The 18490-nt window shown below is 63.6% G+C and carries 19 protein-coding genes; 12 read left to right on the forward strand and 7 right to left on the reverse strand.

All coding sequences use genetic code 11. From position 1 onward, the window contains the following. Window positions 1-113: 113 nt before the first annotated feature. Complete coding sequence (locus V3B25_RS06660) at window positions 114-776, reverse strand: exopolysaccharide biosynthesis protein (protein WP_329810349.1); 663 nt, start codon at window positions 774-776, stop codon at window positions 114-116. 149 nt (window positions 777-925) lie between these two features. On the opposite strand from V3B25_RS06660, the gene yidA reads away from it, so the two are divergent. The 3 genes from yidA (at window position 926) to V3B25_RS06675 (ending at window position 5003) form a co-directional block, all read left to right on the forward strand. Next, window positions 926-1759 (forward strand): sugar-phosphatase, encoded by an 834-nt coding sequence (yidA, locus tag V3B25_RS06665; RefSeq protein WP_329810350.1) that lies wholly within the window; start codon window positions 926-928, stop codon window positions 1757-1759. Between the two features lie 419 nt (window positions 1760-2178). Next, window positions 2179-4497 carry a TonB-dependent receptor gene (locus V3B25_RS06670; RefSeq protein ID WP_329810351.1) on the forward strand — a complete coding sequence of 773 codons (2319 nt, stop codon included), beginning with the start codon at window positions 2179-2181 and terminating at the stop codon, window positions 4495-4497. 119 nt (window positions 4498-4616) lie between these two features. Further along, on the forward strand, window positions 4617-5003 hold the full coding sequence (locus V3B25_RS06675) for a hypothetical protein (protein ID WP_107431815.1): 387 nt from the start codon (window positions 4617-4619) through the stop codon (window positions 5001-5003). Between the two features lie 124 nt (window positions 5004-5127). On the opposite strand, the gene V3B25_RS06680 is transcribed toward V3B25_RS06675, so the two are convergent. Next, window positions 5128-6627: a YifB family Mg chelatase-like AAA ATPase gene (locus V3B25_RS06680; protein WP_329810352.1), complete on the reverse strand. Its 1500-nt coding sequence runs from the start codon at window positions 6625-6627 to the stop codon at window positions 5128-5130. Window positions 6628-6756: 129 nt separating this feature from the next. Continuing rightward, window positions 6757-7107 carry a helix-turn-helix transcriptional regulator gene (locus V3B25_RS06685; protein WP_329810353.1) on the reverse strand — a complete coding sequence of 117 codons (351 nt, stop codon included), beginning with the start codon at window positions 7105-7107 and terminating at the stop codon, window positions 6757-6759. Between the two features lie 447 nt (window positions 7108-7554). Here V3B25_RS06685 and V3B25_RS06690 point away from each other — a divergent pair, with 447 nt between their 5' ends. From V3B25_RS06690 to V3B25_RS06715, 6 genes are all read left to right on the forward strand, one after another. Next, window positions 7555-7863 carry a hypothetical protein gene (locus tag V3B25_RS06690; RefSeq protein ID WP_049421118.1) on the forward strand — a complete coding sequence of 103 codons (309 nt, stop codon included), beginning with the start codon at window positions 7555-7557 and terminating at the stop codon, window positions 7861-7863. A 170-nt stretch (window positions 7864-8033) separates the two neighbouring features. Next, window positions 8034-9281 (forward strand): hypothetical protein, encoded by a 1248-nt coding sequence (locus V3B25_RS06695; RefSeq protein ID WP_152905172.1) that lies wholly within the window; start codon window positions 8034-8036, stop codon window positions 9279-9281. Then, window positions 9278-10123 (forward strand): hypothetical protein, encoded by an 846-nt coding sequence (locus tag V3B25_RS06700; protein WP_329810354.1) that lies wholly within the window; start codon window positions 9278-9280, stop codon window positions 10121-10123. The genes V3B25_RS06695 and V3B25_RS06700 overlap by 4 nt, the downstream gene beginning before the upstream one ends. Beyond that, window positions 10113-10886, forward strand: coding sequence for a class I SAM-dependent methyltransferase (locus V3B25_RS06705; RefSeq protein ID WP_329810355.1), 774 nt, complete (start codon window positions 10113-10115; stop codon window positions 10884-10886). The genes V3B25_RS06700 and V3B25_RS06705 overlap by 11 nt, the downstream gene beginning before the upstream one ends. Window positions 10887-10950: 64 nt before the next feature. After that, window positions 10951-12204 (forward strand): ABC transporter permease, encoded by a 1254-nt coding sequence (locus V3B25_RS06710; RefSeq protein ID WP_236494392.1) that lies wholly within the window; start codon window positions 10951-10953, stop codon window positions 12202-12204. Continuing rightward, entirely contained in the window at window positions 12201-13448 is a 1248-nt protein-coding gene (locus V3B25_RS06715; protein ID WP_065428254.1) for an FtsX-like permease family protein, read from the forward strand. Before V3B25_RS06710 ends, V3B25_RS06715 begins: the two co-directional genes overlap by 4 nt. Window positions 13449-14183: 735 nt before the next feature. Here V3B25_RS06715 and V3B25_RS06720 read toward each other — a convergent pair. Further along, on the reverse strand, window positions 14184-14678 hold the full coding sequence (locus tag V3B25_RS06720; RefSeq protein ID WP_049421115.1) for a hypothetical protein: 495 nt from the start codon (window positions 14676-14678) through the stop codon (window positions 14184-14186). Between the two features lie 45 nt (window positions 14679-14723). Further along, window positions 14724-15080 (reverse strand): hypothetical protein, encoded by a 357-nt coding sequence (locus V3B25_RS06725; protein WP_049421114.1) that lies wholly within the window; start codon window positions 15078-15080, stop codon window positions 14724-14726. Window positions 15081-15746: 666 nt separating this feature from the next. Here V3B25_RS06725 and V3B25_RS06730 point away from each other — a divergent pair. Then, complete coding sequence (locus tag V3B25_RS06730) at window positions 15747-16349, forward strand: DUF998 domain-containing protein (protein ID WP_049421113.1); 603 nt, start codon at window positions 15747-15749, stop codon at window positions 16347-16349. A gap of 75 nt (window positions 16350-16424) precedes the next feature. Further along, window positions 16425-16802 carry a hypothetical protein gene (locus tag V3B25_RS06735; protein WP_049421112.1) on the forward strand — a complete coding sequence of 126 codons (378 nt, stop codon included), beginning with the start codon at window positions 16425-16427 and terminating at the stop codon, window positions 16800-16802. Between the two features lie 261 nt (window positions 16803-17063). Here V3B25_RS06735 and arr read toward each other — a convergent pair whose 3' ends face one another. Beyond that, entirely contained in the window at window positions 17064-17498 is a 435-nt protein-coding gene (gene arr / locus V3B25_RS06740) for an NAD(+)--rifampin ADP-ribosyltransferase (RefSeq protein ID WP_201117551.1), read from the reverse strand. A gap of 125 nt (window positions 17499-17623) precedes the next feature. Next, window positions 17624-17875, reverse strand: a complete 252-nt coding sequence (locus V3B25_RS06745) for an accessory factor UbiK family protein (protein ID WP_049456468.1) — start codon at window positions 17873-17875, stop codon at window positions 17624-17626. Window positions 17876-18030: 155 nt separating this feature from the next. Between V3B25_RS06745 and V3B25_RS06750 the strand changes: the two genes are divergently transcribed. Next, window positions 18031-18369 (forward strand): P-II family nitrogen regulator, encoded by a 339-nt coding sequence (locus tag V3B25_RS06750; protein ID WP_005411374.1) that lies wholly within the window; start codon window positions 18031-18033, stop codon window positions 18367-18369. The last annotated feature ends 121 nt before the right edge of the window (window positions 18370-18490 follow it).

An 18490-nucleotide genomic window follows, 5' to 3' on the forward strand; every position in this document is an offset into this window, starting at 1 on the left:
GTCGCGCCCCCCCGCGCGCCCCCCCCCCCCCCGCGCCCGGGGGGGCCCCCCCCCCCCCCCCCCCCCCCCCCGACTCTACAGAAGACCATAAGCAGCCGAGCCTGGGCTCGGCTCTACATTTCCGAAGGCGCCGCGCGGAATCCACTGAACACCGACTCGGCAGCAAACCCCACGCCACCCAGCAGCACGCCGAAATACGCCACCGTAGCCACCACGAAACCATAACCAGCCGCCACCGCCGCACCATCGCGCTGGATGAAGCCAATCGCAAACGACATCAGCGCAAGCGCCGGCAAGGTATTGCTGAACGGAATCGGCCCGGCCGGCGCCATCAGCAGCAGGGTCGCGAACACCAGCATCAGGTTGTTCAGGCGCATCATCTTCTTCGAGCGCACCATCACCGCCAGCCGCATCGGCCGCGACAGGCGCTCCATGCGGTGCACCCACTTCAGCGCACGGCCCAGGTTGGCCTTCAGCTTGTCGGTGGCGATCTCGCGGCGCGCCAGCTTCTGCGGCACCCACAGCGGCCGGTTGCGTACGCGGCTCAGGCCGATCAGCAGGATCGAGGCACCAAACACCGTACTCAGCCCGGGAATCGACACCGGAATGATGAAGATGGCCGAGAGCAGGATCACGATCAGCAGCAGACCTTCATCGCCCAGCGCGCTGAGCAGGGTACCGACGCTCACCTGGTCGCCGGGCAGCTCGTCGATCATCTGCTCGATCTGCTGGGCCAGAGGGGCGCTGTCGTTGGTTTCGGGGGCACGGTAAGTCATGCGTCGCAAGGTTCTCCAGGGAAGGGCGGTCAGCGGGCCGTCCTGCGGTGGGGGACGCACAGGCTCCCGCAGTATCCCGGCCAACGTGGGCAAAGAGGTGAACCGGGCATGAGGGGTTAAACTGGCGTGCCCCGCACGAGTTGAACGCAATGGACATGGGCCGCAGGCAATCGACCATCGAACTGGTCGCCATCGACATGGATGGCACCCTGCTGGACCCCGGCCACACCCTCACCGCGCGGGCCAAGCAGGCGATCGCGCAGGCGCGCGCGCTGGGCGTGCACATCGTGCTGACCAGTGGCCGCCCGGTTCCGGGCCTGGCGCCGTTCCTGCACGAGCTGGGCATCACCGGCGACGATGATTACTGCATCGCCTGCAACGGCGGCCTGGTGCAGCGCATCGGCACGCGCGAAACCGTGGTCGAGTATCCGCTCAGCTTCGACGACTTCCTGTTCTGCGAGCAGGTGGCCCGCGACCTGGGTGTGCACTTCCAGGCGCTGGACAGCCGGCGCATGTATACGCCCAACCAGGACATCAGCTACTACACCGTGGCCGACTCGCATCTCTCGCGGATGCCGCTGTCCTATCGCCGCGTGGAAGACATGGACCCGTCCATGTCGTTCATCAAGCTGATGATGATCGACGCGCCCGACGTGCTGGATGCCGCCATCGCGCGCCTGCCCAGCGAACTGACCGAGCGCTTCGCGGTGCTGAAGAGCGCACCGTTCTTCCTGGAAGTGTTTGACCACCGCGCTGGCAAGGGCCCAAGCCTGCAGAAGCTGGCCGAGCACCTCGGCATCGACCGCGCCAACGTGATGGCCATCGGCGACCAGGAGAACGACCTGACCATGCTGCAGTACGCCGGTACCAGCGTGGCGATGGGCAATGCCATCGACGCGGTGAAGGCGGTGGCGCGGTTCGAGACCACCAGCAATGCAGACGAAGGCGTGGCGCGCGCCATTGAGCGTTTCGTCCTGCAGTAACCGCGCGCCCCTATGCCCTGGTAGGTGCCAACCTTGGTTGGCGCACGCACACCGTATGCGCCGACCAAGGTCGGCCTCTACCATGTCTCGTGGGCCCTGGTAGGTGCCAACCTTGGTTGGCACACGCGCACCGTATGCGCCGACCCAGGCTATACCCACGTATAACCCACCCATCCCCATCGCCATCCGCGCTGTACCACCGCGCAATGGCGAATGCGGCACTGCGATGCAAGAATTTCGCACGTCGAAATCACCCCATCGAATCCCACGGCAGATGATCGCCTTCGTCTGCTGACCGGCGCGCACCGCGCCGTCACTCCCTCAACGCAATCGCATCGCCAGCCAGGGCGCCGACACCGGTGCTGCAACGCGCTGGGCGTGCGCCTGCGCCGCTCTCTCCCTGCACCCTGGATCTGCCCATGAACACCCCACCCACGACGCGCCTCGCTCTGGCCATCATCACGGCCATCACCGCACCTGCGTACGCCGCAGAATCGCACGACGCAGCACATGACACGCCCACCACCTTGAACGCGTTGCAGGTGATCGCCACGCCGCGCGGCGCCGCCGTTGCACCCACCCAGGTGGTCGGCCCCAACCGCTACATCATCAAGGCCGAAGACCTCGATGCGATGGTCACCGGCAACAACGGCCTGGCCATGCTCAAGCAGGTACCCGGCGCCAGCTACACCGCCACCGACGGGCTGGGCCTGGACATCTCCGCTACCAGCCTGTTCGTGCGCGGCTTCCGCATGAACGAAATGGGCATCACCTTCGAAGGCGTGCCACTGAACGACAACGGCTTCCTCTCGCTCACCGGCACCAGCGTGGTGAACGTGGGCGTGCCCGATGGCATCGGCGCGATCACGGTCAGCCCCGGTGGCGCACCGGTCAGCGTGTTCTCCAGCAGCGTCAACGGCGGCAGCCTGGAATACCGCCTGCGCGAGCTGCAGGACACGCCCAGCCTGCGCGTGAAACAGGGCGTGGGCAGCAACAACACGCTGGTCACCACCGTGTCCGGGCAGAGCGGCCAACTCGGTGAGCACGGCCCGAAGGTGCTGGTCGACCTGCAGCGCGTGTCCGCCGACAAGTACCAGGGCGAGGGCACCCAGAACTTCCTGCGCGGCGACCTGAAGCTGCAGCAGGATGTCGCCTGGGGCGACTTCACCGTGTTCCTGTCCGACAGCAAGGCCAAGGTCTGGGGCTACAACAACATCTCCTTCGACATGATCCGCAAGCTGGGCTGGAAGGCCGACATCTTCTATCCCGATTATGCGTGGGCCTGGTACGTGGCCTCGCCGGAGAATGCGGACAAATCCTGCGGTGCCTACACCTGCGGCGAGCTGTCCGAACTGATCCCGTACGACACCGGCCAGATCACCCGCGATCGCGTGTCCTCGATCAACCACCGTTTCCAGATCACCCCGGCGCTGAGCGGCAAAGTGCAGCTGTACAACGCCAACAGCCACACCCAGGCCACGCTGACCGACCCGACCGTACCGTCGCCCAACGGCGCGCCGTTCTCCGAACAGGTGCAGACCCCGCGCGTGAATCGGCTGGGCGGCATGCTCAACCTGCAGTTCGAGACCGGCGCGCACACCTTCACCGCCGGCTTCTGGCAGGAGAAGAGCAAGGCCGCGGCCAAGACCGAGTGGTACCAGCAGCCACTGCTGGGCGAGGGCCCACCGCTGAAGGCCACCGGCCCGTTCGATGTGTACGGCCCCGCGTTCAAGACCGACAACGCATCGAGCTGGGTGACCCGCTCGCGCCAGTTCTACCTGCAGGACGACATCGTGTTGAACGACACGCTGAAGCTGGGTGTCGGCTTCAAGGCCGTGGACTTCCGCACCAGCGGCGGCGGCCTCGGCGATGCCAAGGACCGGCCGGTGAACGGCACGCTGCGCGCGAAGAGCAACTTCCTGCCGCATGTCTCGCTGCTCTGGAGCCCGACCGAATCCACCGATGCCTTCATCGACCTGGCCAACACCATGAACGGCTACCGCGTGGCCCAGCGCGGCAACATCGGCTACACCGCCTCGGCGTGGACCATCACCGACCAGGAAGAGTTCGACCGCGTGGCCGGCACGCTGCGCCCGGAGAAGAACTGGAACCTGACCGTGGGCGCATCGCATCGCTTCGACCGGCTGACGATCACCGGCGACGTGTTCTACAACGACATCCGCAACCGCCTGCTGTCGGCCGCCATCGGTACCCAGTTCGCGCAGATCAACACCGTGCGGTTGATGCCGAAGATGCACGTGATCGGCGCCGACCTCGGCATCACCGCCGACCTGACCGACCACCTGCAGTTCTACCAGGGCGTGGCCGTGGCCCGTTCGTACTACGACAGCGATTTCGTAGTGGGCGACACGGTGTACCCGATCAAGGGCAACGCCCAGCCGGGCTACCCGCAGATCTCGCTGGTCAGCGACCTGTCCGCCCACTTCGGTGACTGGCGCTTCGGTGCCACCAGCACCTCCTACCTGCGCCAGCCCTTCACCTACGAGAACGACATCCGCGTGCCGACCTTCTGGCAGGTCAACACCTATGCCGCCTACCGCTTCGGTGCGGACAGCGCCGTGCCCGGCCTGGAGCTGCGGCTGGACGTGAGCAACCTGTTCAACCGCCACAACATCGGCACCGCCACCATCGCCGGCTCGTCGTTCTCGGGGGATTACCAGACCCTGCAGCGCAGCGCCCCCCGGCAGCTAATGTTCAGCACCTCGATGGCCTTCTAAGTAGATCCACGCCATGCGTGGATGCACCTGGCGGTCCCCAGGCAGGTGCCCAGATCCGCCCACAAACCCGCCTTGCGCAATCAACAGGGATTTTCTGGCGGCGACGCAAGGTTCCCACAATGTTGCTGGGTCATCCTGTCTACATGGCTCAGTACAACCCGCGATCACCGTTGTTCGGCATACGGAGTCATGGACGGCCCCGGCAGGCGCTGTCCGTGGCGCCTGTGATCGACCTGCAGGCCGAGTACCAGTTCTGGCACGTCTACGAGCGTGTGGTCCGCCCGTTGCCCGGTGGGGGGCTGCGGCTGGCCTGGCTGGTGTGCCAGAAGGTGTACCGGGACCGGTGGCAGCACCCGCACGACAGCGACGAGGCGGCGTTGTCGCGGGTGTTGTTCGGCGGGAACATGACGGCTGACCGGGCGTCGGAGCTGGCGGAGCTGCACGCGCTGGTCAGCCGTCGGGTGGCGTTGCTGGCGAAGCGTGGGCGGGTGGATTCCGCGGCGTGATGCCTGCCCTTGGTGGGGGCGACTGTCAGTCGACCGCTCTTTGCATCTACTTCACAGAAGGCCGCGCTTCGCGCGTGAGTCGACCAACAGTCGACTCAACCAACGACCACTCCGAACGGTGCTCCTAGGGCTTTCCCCGATCCAACTGCCGATAGCCAATCGCTTCAGCCAGATGCGCCGTCTGGATCACCTCGCAACCCGCCAGATCCGCAATCGTGCGCGCCACCCGCAGAATCCGGTGCATCGCCCGCGCAGAAAGCTGCAGGCGCTCAATCGCCTGCTCCAACAGATCCTGATCGGCCTCGCTCAGTTTCGTACAGGCACGCAGCGCCGCCGGTGGCAGATGGGCATTGAGCCCGCCACGCGCCTGCTGCCGGGCATGCGCGGCTTCCACCCGTGCACGTACCGCAGCACTGGGCTCACCCAGCGGCGTACTCTCCCGCAGCTCCACCGCATCCATGCGCGTCACGCCGATATGCAGGTCGATGCGGTCCAGCAGCGGGCCGGAGACGCGCGCACGGTAGCGGTTGATGCGCTCATCGCTGCACAGGCAGCGGTTGCTGCGGTCACCGGCCCAGCCACACGGGCAAGGGTTCATCGCTGCCACCAGTTGGAACCGCGCGGGATACTGCACGCTGCGCGCCGCGCGGGCGATGCGGATGTGGCCGGATTCCAGCGGCTCGCGCAGGGTTTCCAACGCGCTTCGGTTCCACTCTGGAAGCTCATCGAGGAAAAGGACACCGTGATGGGCCAGCGAGATCTCACCGGGGCAGGGTGGGTTGCCGCCACCCACCAGCGCCGCTGCACTCGCACTATGATGCGGCGCTCGAAAGGGCCGCTGCCGCCAACGCCGTGGGTCCAACCCTTCGCCACTCACCGATGCAATCGCGGCCAGCTGCAGCGCCTCAGTCTCTTCGGTATCCGGCAACAGACTGGGCAGGCGCGAGGCCAGTAGTGTCTTGCCGCAGCCAGGGCTACCGATCAGCAATAGATGGTGCCCACCCGCAGCGGCGACCTCCAATGCACGCCGCGCATGCGCCTGCCCGCGCACGTCGGCCAAATCAGGCAGTGGCAGGGGCGTCGTGTCCACGCGCTCCACGGGTGGCAGCAGGCGCGGATTGCCAAGCCCCGCGCAGCATTCCAGCAGGGTACGGGCCACCCGCACATCGGCGTGCTCGGCCAGAGCAGCTTCTGCGGCATTGCCCGGCGGCACCACCAGGATGCGCCCGGCGTCAGCCGCCGCAATCGCCGCCGGCAGCGCGCCAGCCACCGGCCGCAGTTCACCGGTCAGGCCCAACTCGCCCAGGAATTCGTACTGCAGCAGCGACTGCGGATCGACCTGGCCGCTGGCCGCCAGAATGCCCAGTGCGATGGCCAGGTCGTAACGCCCACCTTCCTTGGGTAGGTCGGCAGGCGCGAGGTTCAAGGTGATGCGCCGCTGCGGGAAGTCGAAGCGCGCGCAGAGCAGGGCAGCACGCACGCGCTCGCGAGATTCGCGCACGCTGGTCTCGGCCAAGCCCACGATCTGCGTGACAGGCAGGCCGCCAGAGAGATGCACCTCCACCCGCACCAGTGGGGCATCGACCCCAGCGCGGGCACGGCTGTGGACCAGCGCCAGGCTCATGTGTGGTTTCCTGCAGACGGGCGCTTGATGGTGCGGCGGCGGTGCGCCGATCACCATCGGAGTACTCCGGCGGTGTATATAGGATTTGTCCGGCAAGCCACTACGTGTGGTTCAGTCGTCGGGACGACGTCATATATGTCGTTCGGCAGACCTCATCAACTCAACAATGTTGTCGAGGAGGGAGATCGGAAGGTTGCGCGATGCCGTCAACATGTGGGCTTCCATCTGCAGGCGCATACCTTCAGGCTTCCCACCATCGGCGATGGTGTTCCCCGTAATCAGCCAAGATACGCTCACGCACGTGACCCTGCTCAACGCATGCAGATGGTCGATAGACGGCACGAAGCCTAGTTCGCGTTCCCAGTGGCCCACCGTCGCCCGGTTTACGTTCAGGGCTTTGGCGAGATCGGTTTGAGATAACCCGTTGCTGATACCCGCAACGCGGATCCGGGCGGACAGTGAATCAGTGCGGAACTCCATGAATACTCCCCTTCCTATGCTCCCTTGCACAGGGCGTGCGGGGAAGTGTGTGAGCGCCAATACAGATCGTCAATTCTGTAGCAGTTCTACATATGTCGGTTCTCGCACGAATATCTTCTTGAATGCGCTGAGGACGCTGCTTCTGACACGTGGCGATACGGGATGAACGCCGCGTCCTCCCTATCTTTGGCCAAGACGTTAGCGACAGTGACGTCCTTTCGGGGCCAGCACGCAAGCGCAAATTCAAGCACTCGACTGGTGATGGTTGCCCTCTGCACGTAGTGAAAGCTGGAGCGCAACCGCCCGCGCGCGGCGGAAGCTGTGCGCGGCACAGCAGCGAGGTTGCAGCTGGATGCCGGCGCGCCGTTGAATCAAGTTGAGCCACAACGCTGATCACGTTCGCAGCTCAGAAGATCAAATGCCCACCATTACATGGAGTAAAGAAAAATGACCCAACGCACTGCTGTAAAGACTCTCTCGTCCCTCACGCTGATCATTGTGGGTGTCGCGGCAGCAGGTTCGGCTTCTGCTGCTGCATCGAACGGAGATTTCGCCAATGACATTGCGGCGTCGACGTCCATCCAGGCGGATATGCAGTCTCTGAGCATCAGTGAGTTCAGAGACGAAAAATCCGCGCTTCTCGCAGATGGGCACCATCACTCCGATTCATTCGGATCCCATCACCATCATGACACGGCGAGCAAGCAGATGGCATTTGCTTCGCGCATTGCCGCGGATTCCCGATTCGACGTCTGAAGAGAGAGGGGCGGGGATCTCTCCGCCCCTTGCACGTGAATCACTGTCATGCAGAGCCTATGGAGGCCGGAGGTGGCTTCTTGTCTTCGGCCTCAAAGTGGATTTGAAGGGTGGATAAGAGCTGCCAGAAGCAAGTGGCGAGGACGGCGATCACCACATGGAGTAGGAGAATGAGTTCGATGGCCCAGGCCCAACCGCCAGATGTAAAAAACCCGATCTGCCTGATGGAAATCGCAGATGCAACAGAAAGCATGGAGTCGGTCGTCGAGGGCATCCTCTGGTCAAGACTCCGCAGGATGAGAGCGCGACTTCAGGAAGTGCTTGCCGACCAGCAGTACGGGGCCATGGCTCGTGTCATGCACCAGATGTACCAGTCAATCGGTGCCGATCACCAAGCCCGCGTACTGCTCAGTTCCGAGTTCTGTGAGCAGTATCTGTGCCTGGAGTCCGCACGGAAGGGTAGGCTGGAGGCGGGAGCCGACGAGCAGGAGAGGGCGGAGGAACAGGCCCGCGCGCTTGGCGCGCTGCACGACATCATCGCTCGGGAGAAGTCGATCGCCGAACTGGCACAGGGACGGACAGGCAGGTACCTGAGGGAGGCGCGGCAGTGGCAGCTCTACAGTCCGGTTGGAGACTGCGTTGCGGAGAAGGATGCCACGGGCGTGTGGACCCTTCGGCAGTTGCCGAAGCTGGGTGACTGTATCGCGTTGGATCTTGAGAGCCCACCGGCGCGGCATCATGAGCCACGCTCTGGAGTGCTGAGCCAACCGTGCCTGCCGCTGACCGATGCGGAGCGCGAGCATGTCTCGCGAAAGCTGTCAGACGCACTGGCGGCGATCGATAGTGCAGAACCCATGTACGGCCTTCTCATCCGCAACTTCGTCCGGCGGATCACCGTACGCAAGTCGGCAGACGTCACCTCCGATGAAGCCGGCCGCTACGGCTCGGAGCATGTGCCGAGGCAGCCGGGTTCCATTCGACTGCTGAACACGCATAACCCTGAACTTCTGGTTGAGGCATGCATGGAGAGCATCATGCATGAAAGCACCCACAACTATCTGGCCGCATGGGAGCTGGCCAACGGGTTCTTCGTTGCCAATGACTACCAGCATCGTGTCGTATCTCCCTGGTCCGGGAATCCCATTCCCAACTCCTCCTACATCCACGCTGTCTTCGTCTACTACGTGTGCCACCGCTTGCTGAAACGTCATCTTGAAGTCTCGCCGGACTTGGGTGAAACCGCCAAGCGCCACGTCCAACGCAGGCTGGCCGTCTGCGCTGCCGGCTTCCTGATCGAGCAGGATCTCAGTGGTCGGTTGATGACCAAGGACGCCATCAATAGTGAGGTTGGGCAGATGATCGATCGAATGCAGGCCGAAATGAAGCGGCAGTATCGCTATGGGGAGTGGCAGCAATGAGCAGAACGGTCGTCATCCATGCGGATCACCTTGACCCTGTCGCCCTGCGGGCCATGGCTACAGGTGTCCCTGCCATGCACATTGATGAACTGATCCCGGTAATGGAGGGCCAACCCTGGCCCGAAGTACTCCGCTTGAGCCCAGGTGCGCATCTCGAGCGTCTGTTCCGCGGAGCCAATGTGGTGAATCGGGTCTTCTCACTGGCAGGAACGCAGATCGAACAATTTCTGGCCGAGCGCGGAGTGGACGCCCGCTGGTTCCATATCCGCCTGCAGCCGCTTCTGGCGCTGGGGGTGAGCCTCTGTCACGACACGGGCACGCGCGGTGTGTCCCGGTGCCTGGCTCCATTGAACGTGCAGTGGTTTGAACTCGAACGCGCTCTTCCAGGCGCGAACACGCCTGACTTCGCCTACAGTTTTGGCTACGAAGAACCAGACCTGTCCCGCATCGAAGACCCCATGCAGAAGTCGGTATGGTCACTTTTTGACTGGCGGCAGGAACGGCAGCTTGATGATGAAGAGCGCCGCAGACACCAGTTCCACGTTTCCAGGCCGAAGGGCGTCCCCGTGGTTGCGTGGTTCCTTGGGCGGGACTACAACGGAATCCACTTTCCCCGTGAAAGCGTTGAGGTCGATGGTGGTGTGTGCGAGCAACTAACGCGAGCGGCCGCACACGCCTTCCGATCCGAAGCGGGAGAGATGCTCCTGTACGTGACGGATGAGGCGGTAGCCTTCCATGCATTCTCGCCTTACCTTCGTTCCGTCGCGGCCGATGCGGCTGTGCAGGATGCGTTGGATGCGTGGTTGCTTGCCGGCAACGCCGGAGGTGTGAATGCTGCTTGAAAAGCTGAGCTCGCTGCGCGAGTCCATGGGCTGGGTTTACGGAAGCGAGGATCTGTGCATACTGCTGTACAGCTTGGTCAAGCGGATGCGCCCACGCATCGTGGTTGAACTGGGTACCGGGTTTGGCGTCACTGCGGCCTGGATGGCCGGTGCGCTGCGGGAGAACGGTGGCGGTGTCATTCACACCTACGACAATGGCTCGCACTTCTCCAGCGAGCCAGGCATCAGGTTTGTGGAGGGCCTGCAGGGGCCGTTTGCCGATCTGCTGCGGGAAAAGGCGCAGGACTATCCCGCTTTCCTGAAGCACGTATTCCAGTGGGCCGGGGTCGAGAATCACGTTGTCTCCAACTGGCAGGAAATCGGCTTTGCCGATATTGCCCGGGCCCCCGCCTTTGACGGCGGAATAGACATGGTCTTCTCCGACTTCAATCACTCCCAGGACAGCATCCAGGCCTTGCTAGCGGCGTTTCTGCCGCGCATGGCGGAAAGCGCCTCGAACTTCATCGACAGTGCCTCTACCCAGCGGCTTGGTTACCTGACCCTGGAAGCCGTTGTGGACGCCCTGAATCAGAACAAGATACCCAGGGCGTTCATCAAGGATCGCAGCGAGAAGGGCATCGAAGCGATCCTTCGGATCGTCCAGCGCTCGCGCTTCCGCCTGATGCATCTGCTGGAAGCCCGCGACAGGGCGCAGAACAGCACGGCGTGGATCTCGATTGAACCGGTGGACGTGATTCCGACTGCGGCCACATTCCTGCATTAGAGAGACGTATATGTTAGGCCATTACTTTGCGCTGGCCCGCACAAGGCTTCTGGAAACCAAGGGAATGAGCGCCGCGCTGATCCTGGCGCTGGGGTTGGGCATTGGCGCGAGCATGACGATGTTGACCGTCGTGCGGACAATGACGTGGGATCCACTGCCGGGGCGAAGCGAGCATCTCTATCACCCCTTCATCGACGCACTCCCCACCTCCTACGACGTCAGGCCTGGCATGGACCCGCGGGTGGCCCTTTCCTGGGTAGATGCCCAGAACCTGCTGCGGCAGGCCCCGGCCTCCCATCAGGCCGCGCTGGCATCTGCTCGTCTATTGGTGGATGCGCAGCGCAGCGTGCAGATTCCATTCTTCACGCAAGGGCAGTATGTCACTGCGGATGCGTTTGCCATGTTCGGCATCCCAGTGGTGCAGGGCAGGGCCTGGACGCGTGAAGATGATGCTGCCCGCGCCCGGGTTGTCGTGCTGGGTCAGGATCTGGCTGCTCATTTGGGCGGTGAAGGCCTGGTGGGTACGACTGTTCGGCTGGGTGGCCAGGCATTCACGGTGGTGGGTGTTGCCGGTCCGTGGAGCCCGCGCCCACGGTTCTATACGGACCTTCAGCAGGACGTGTTCAAGGGGCGCGAAGACTTCTTCATACCGTTAGGTGTCGCGGCAGAGATGCAGATGACGGTGTCCAACAGCGTCTTTTCATGGAGTGGTGACAAATCCCCCAATCGCCTGCAGGACGCTCGCACGTCGTGGATCCAGTTCTGGGCGGAGTTGCCTGACGCGGCCAGTGTCGAGCAGTACGAGCGCTTCCTGGGCAACTACGCACGTGCACAGCACCAGGCGGGAAGGTTTGACAGGACAACTGCACCGCGGATGGTGTCCCTGAAGGACTTCCTGGTCGAGCATCGCATCATCCCCAACGAGGTGAAGCTGCAGTTGGCGCTGTGCCTGGGGTTTCTGATCGTTTGCCTGCTGAACATGAGTGCCTTGATCTTCGCCCGCTTCATCCGCCGGTCCCATGAAATATCGGTCCGTCGGGCGCTGGGTGCGCGTCGGCAGGACGTCATCTATCAGCTCTGCACTGAAGCACTGATCATCGGCGGCTTGGGCGGTGCGGTAGGGTTGATCGTTGCAGAGGCCGGCCTCTACCTTGTGCGGACGCAGCCGGAAGACTACGCCTCGCTGGCCAACATGGATCTCAGCATGGCCGCTCTCACCATGGGCCTGGCGTGTGTCTCCAGCGTGATCGCTGCGTTCTTCCCTGCGCTGCGCGCTACCTCGGGCCGTCTGGCCATGCAGATCAAGGCGTCAGAATGAGCATTGCAGAAGTTCCCCTTGTCGTCCGCGCGCTCACCCGCAACCGCGTCATCGCGTCCATTCTTCTGGTGCAGGTGCTGGTTGCCACCGCGTGCGTGACGAACCTTGCGTTTCTGCTGTCCGAGCGGCTGGGAACCCTCACCTACAAGACGGGCCTGGAAGAGGCGAACCTGGGCGTCATCGAGACCGAGTACCTGGGGCCTGCAGCAGCCAACCCTGCAGCCTCGATCAGGACCGACCTGGAGGCCATCCGGCAACAGCCAGGCGTCGAACAGGTAGTCGCAGCAGAGTCGCTTCCCCTTTCCCAGCGCAGCTGGTCGGTGGGATTCACCAACAAGGTGCTTGAAGGCAATGACATCTCCGGTATCGTCGAGGCAGAGCCGACTGTCTACACGGCATCTTCGCCAGCAGTCCAGGTGTTGGGCCTGACCCTTGTTGCCGGCCGTGACCTGTCTGCGGGAGCGTTCGTGCCGATGGAGGCCAGCGCCGACTATGCCGGGCTCTACAAGGCAAGCGAGGCCGTTGTCTCGCAGGCACTGGCAGACGAGCTGTTTCCGGAAGGCGGCGCAGTCGGCAAGTTCCTGTATGCCGATGCGCAGCATCCCATCCAGGTGGTCGGCATCGTCAAGTCGCTTTCCCGGCCTGTTCTGAAGACCGATGCAGACAATGACATGTCACTCATCCTGCCGCTGATTCCGGACGGGCCTCGCGTGATGTTCGCCATCCGTGCCGCGGATGGGCGGGTGGCGGATGTGATTGCGTCCAGTGAGGCGGCCTTGTCGCAGCGCGACGCAAACCGCACCATCGCCCGCAGCACCTCGTTCCGGGAACTGCGCGCCGACTACTTCCGCCACGATCAGACCATGGCGATAATGTTCCTGAGCTCCGGGTTGGCGCTGTTGGTGGTAACGGCTACGGGCGTGTACGGACTGGCCAGCTTCTGGGTTCGCAAGCGGTATCGTCAGATCGGTATCCGGCGCGCATTGGGTGCCCGGAAATCCGACATCCTCCGGTACTTCCTGGTGGAGAACCTGATTCTCACCGCCACCGGGTCTGTTGTCGGCACCGTACTGGCCATCGGCCTGAACATGGCCGTGGCCCGGTACTACGAGGTGGCCAGGATCGAGACGCCATTTCTCGCCATTGGCGTACTGACCGTGCTTCTGTTGGGCCAGGCCGCAGCATTTGTTCCGGCCCGACGAGCAGCCAAAGAAGCCCCGGTGGCGATCCTGCGCAGCGCCTGACCCGGACGGGTCTGTCATCCGGCCAGTGCTCGCGCCAAAGCACCGCTCCTTACGGCTACGCGATGGCGACTCGGAGGAGTTGCGATAGACAAGGCGTGTAACAGGGCAGTGGAAGAAAGGAGTAACCGGCAATGCGATGCATTCGGATACTAACCCTCCTCTCGCTCATCCTGGGTCTGCTGGGGTGCAGGGACGAGGTGGAGAGTTCAACGTATCCCATGGGTCAGAGTGGAAAGACCTGCACTGCCGACAAGGGCTTTGATCGCCAACCACCAGAAGTGGTTGTTGCCGAGCTTTCCAGACGGGCGTTGGATAGTCGCAGGTTGACTCATAAAACAGTCTGCGGCTCGGTCACTAGTTGGGAGATCCTTCCCGCGGGGGTTTCGATCAATCAGATACCTCCGCCAGATGTTTATGTAAGCGTCCGGCTGAGGGAGGACGGCTCCGTTTCCGTTAGTACGGACCGCTCATGATGTCGGCGCTGCCCCTGATGCTCGAGCATCAGGCCAGGATCACAGGGCGGTAGGATTGCTACGTGTGGTGCCGGGTTCGTCGAGTACCCGGAGAGGTCAGCCTCTGGCCGGAAGCGAATCTGATCGATGACGGCGTCGCAATTCGTTTAATGCGACGGAGCCCAATTTGATGATCTGCGGAGGGTAGACAGAGAACGCTCGATGGCGCGACGGGCACTCCGCGGGCTGACGTTGTGAGTCGCTGGCGAAGCGGCTAGAGGGATTACGACCAAGGGCGGCCCGCGGTCCTCAACAAACAACGCTGCTCATCAGGCACGTACTCATTGAAGCGTCGAAACAGCGCTTCGATCCACGAGGTTCCTGCACTCTCCACCAGCAACCCGACCTGGCTCTGGTGGTAGTCCCACCATCGCTCGAAACTGAGACGCAGGCGTTCGATATCCGGCGCCCGCGTAAGTGCATCTGCGGACATCCGGATCAGCACGCGCGAGGGCGCATTCTCCACGTCCATCACCAGCACGCCCTTGCACCGGATCTCGAAGGACGTCGCTCCGGCATGGCGCGCGTGCAGTTCAAAGCCCTCGTATGCCTTCGCGGTAACGAAGCCGAGCGCATCACTGCGCAGCTGGCGGCAATCGGCCGGCTGCAGCTTCTGGTAGGCCCACACCTGGTCGCCCGCTGGCTCGGGCCACTCCACCCACATCGCGCCGATCACCGCGATGCACACCGCTGCAGCGGCAAGGCCGTGCATCTTCATTCGTCACCCCGCACACAGGCAGAAAACTCCGCGCAATAAGCGCGCTCAGTCCTTGGGTCGCATTCGCTCGTGGATGTAGGCGGTCAGCGCCAGATCGGCCATCACCAGCCCCTCCATCACCCGGTCGCCCACGTACTGCTCGGGCTCACCGTTCTGGCGCGTGCGCTCGGCCGCCAGCAGGATCTCCTGCACGATGCGTTGGCCGGTGAGCGCGCAGTCGGCGTCGGACAACGCCATTTGCCGGCTGCGTAGATGGTGCCGCTCGGGCCAGGGCTGGCCATCGGCCGCAGCGCCCGCGCCGATGGCGTGCAGGATGGCGATGAGGCTGTTCGGGTCCGGGGCTGGAGCGTTCGAGCGCGCTTCCTGGATGGGACGCGGGGGCGGGGAGTGCGGCGTGGTCATGGCGGGCTCCGTGCAAGCAGGCGGAAGCCGCCACCGATAAAGGTGGCGGGCAGAGCGTGGCTCGAAAACCGGATGTTGGGAACCGGCGGGTACAAGACCCCCACGCCCCGCCCGCCATAGCCGGCAGACGGATTGCCAGCCGGCACCACGCGCGGTGGTGCCGGCTGGCAAGCGCAAACTACTTCCCAACAAAACGGGCTTTCGAGTCCCGACCACCGATGCACGGTGGCGCAGTAACGATTACCTGCTGTTGTTCGGAATGCCAACGGGTAGGGGTCAATGCCGCCAAAACCCGAGACGCTTTTGGCATTGTCGCATAGCACCGGAAGCGGCGAGAGCCTTGGCGTGCTAGGCGGAACGGCACTTCTGGAACGGAGTCGTCAGAACCTTCCGCCAGAGACGCAAGGCACGGCAAATGCGACAACATCGGGCCGACGGCAATGTGTGATCGCCATTGCGAAGGAACCGGTGCGAGGGCTGCTGATGAGTGCCGCGTACTTCGCCTCCATGCATGAGTGACTTTCTGCCTATTGACCCCGCAGGGCGTCACGCAGAATCTGACTACTGCTGTAGTCACCCGGAACTGTCCTGCCCGGAGCAGGAAGGCTCTGCGGCGTTTGAACGGATTCCACCCACTGGCGCAGGCCAAGACAAGGATCACGGCACGTGTTACGCCGCAATCGACTTCTTCTGTCTGCGGGTCTGGTCCCGCTTCCGTGGTTCCTGTTCTGGACCAGCGTTGCCGCCGTGTTCGCGCCGGGCTACAACCCACTTGCACAGCACGCCAGCGAGCTGCTGCAGGCGCCAACGATCGCAAGCGTTTGCGGCAGGGTTGCCGCCATCGGCTCCGGCGTGGGCTTCGTGGCGTTCTCCATCGGGGTATGGCGGGAGTCCGGCCGCCGGATTGCCGTAGGCGCGATCTGCTGGTTGGTATTTGGCATCTCCATGCTGACCAACGGGCTCTGGCCCATGGGCCATCCGATGCACGGCTTCTACACCATCGGTATCGCAAACATCATTGCACCGGCGATGTCGCATATCGAATTGAGCGCGTGGTCTGCAAACCGAAGGGCGTACGCCGTGACCGCAATGGTGAGCATCGCGGGAATCGTCTATCTCTGGTTGAACGTGGTGGGAGCGGATCCGGAGGGCTTCAGGGGGCTGACACAGCGGCTGTTCTCGTCGATCAACTCGCTGTGGCCATTCCTGGTGGCGCTGTACCTGCTGCGAAGGGATTCCAACGAGCTGAAGACGCACCTCGAGCACTGATGGGCACACATGCGGGTTGATGTGTTCAATTGGTGGACGGCCCACTACTTCTGACTGGATGAAGGACCTCACGCGATGAAGCTTCCAGCCCGCTTCTGGGTGCATCTTTTCAGTCATCTGGGGTTCGTCGGGATCCTGGCCGGGCTGTTGGCCGGCTGGGTCGGGACGTTCTTCGAAGCCCTTGCCGGTCATTCCCATACCGCAACCGACGCCGCCCGGGTGGGCGACGTTGGAACGCTGTTCGGGTTCTGCATGCTTGCCCTGTTGCTGCTGGGAGCGCTGACCGTCCCTGGCGAGCTGTTCGGGCTGATCAGGCCGTACGACCGCAAGGCGCCCTATCGGCACGAGGCGCAGGCGATGCATCGGAAGGTGTTGCTGATTGTCGTGGCGGTACTGTCCTGGGCGGGCCTGACTGCGGCGTTCGTCATTGGGTCGATGATGCGCTCCAGCTAGGTGCTGATGGTGGTGCTGGCATCTTCGGATTCCTCGGCAGAAGGAATCGGCGGGTTCGACACGGGAAGCCGGGCGGAGTGGTGATTCATCCGGAATCGGTTGGCCTGACCAGGGACAGCCTGCGGATTGAGGTGATACCGGTGCGGTCGCCGCGATGAGACGACTGGAGGATGAGATGCCGTGTGGCACGATTCGCGGATAAGGGCCACACGAGCGTGTTGATAGGAAGACGCCGACGTGCCCCGGCGGCGTCTTCCTCCATCAATTGATGATCTCCCCACTCCCTGAAGCAACAAACGCCTTCAACTGCCGAACGAACTCCGCGTCGTAGGCTTCCCACTCCACAATCTCCCCAATAACCCGCAACGGCTGCGCACTCCGATACGACCGCGTCGGATTCCCGGGAAACTTCTTGTTGGTCACGTTCGGGTCGTCCTCGAACGGCCCGGTCGGCTCCACCACATACACGCGCGGCCGCCCCTCACCCTGGGCCATCTCCGCAGCCAGCCCGGCGCCCTTGGCAATCGTGGTGAAGTAGATGTGGTTCATCACCACACTGTCGCGATAGTTGGAGCGGTAGCCCGCACTCAGCAACTCGCCCGCCGCCAGATCAGCGCGGGTGCCGTGATAGAACGGCCCGACGACCTGGTCGCAGGTGTCATGCGAAACGGGTGTCCATTCGGTGTCCTGCGCCATCGGCACTGCCCCTGCGTGTCCTGCCGGATCGACAGGCCGGCGAGTCTAGGGCGCCCGGTGGGCCTTGCTGCAAGCCCCCATCCGGGAAATACTCTGTAGTGGGAGGCGCGGTGCGCCTCCTTTTTTCATTCTGCGGCGCCGCGCCCTTCCAGTTCGCGCACGGCCGTTTCCAGCGCGTCCAGCTTTTCGCGGGTCTTCAGCAGCACGGCGCGCTGCACTTCGAACTCCTCGCGGGTGACCAGGTCGAGCTTGGCCAGGCCGGCCTGCAGTGCGCTCTTGAAGGTGGCCTGCAGTTCCTCGCGCGATTCGCGCAGGCCCGGCGGCACCAGGTCGCTGAGGCGACGGGCGAGGTCATCGATGTGGTTCAGGTCGATCATGGGGTGCTCCGTGGGGGTGGGCCCGTGCATCCGGCGCGGGCAGGCCATTCGGGCACAAGGATACTGCCGGCACCCATCGCCCGGACAGGCGGCGGCGGCTTCGCACGGGCCGCGTTCAGGCGCTATCCTCCACGCCGGAAGACAGGAGATAGACGATGAAGATGGTCATGGCGGTGATCAAGCCGTTCAAGCTCGACGACGTGCGCGAAGCGCTGGCCGAGCGTGGGGTCACCGGGATCACGGTGACGGAAGTGAAGGGCTTTGGTCGCCAGAAGGGTCATACCGAGCTGTACCGCGGCGCGGAGTATGTGGTCGATTTCCTGCCGAAGGTGAAGCTGGAAGTGGCGGTGACCGATGACCAGGTTGAGGCCGTGGTTGAGGCGATCGTGAAGGCGGCTGGCACCGGCAAGATTGGCGACGGCAAGGTGTTCGTGTACGACCTGGGCAGCGTGGTGCGTATTCGTACCGGTGAGCTGGACGCGGACGCGTTGTAACCCGTTCGGCAGGATGTTGTAGAGCCGAGCCGATGCTCGGCTTGCTCTTTGTAGAGTCGGGGGGGGGGGGGGGGGGGGGGGCCGGCGCGGGGGGGGGACGAAGACCCCAAAAAAGCAACAG

It is taken from the genome of Stenotrophomonas sp. SMYL8, assembly GCF_036320065.1.
Classification (GTDB): domain Bacteria; phylum Pseudomonadota; class Gammaproteobacteria; order Xanthomonadales; family Xanthomonadaceae; genus Stenotrophomonas; species Stenotrophomonas maltophilia_A.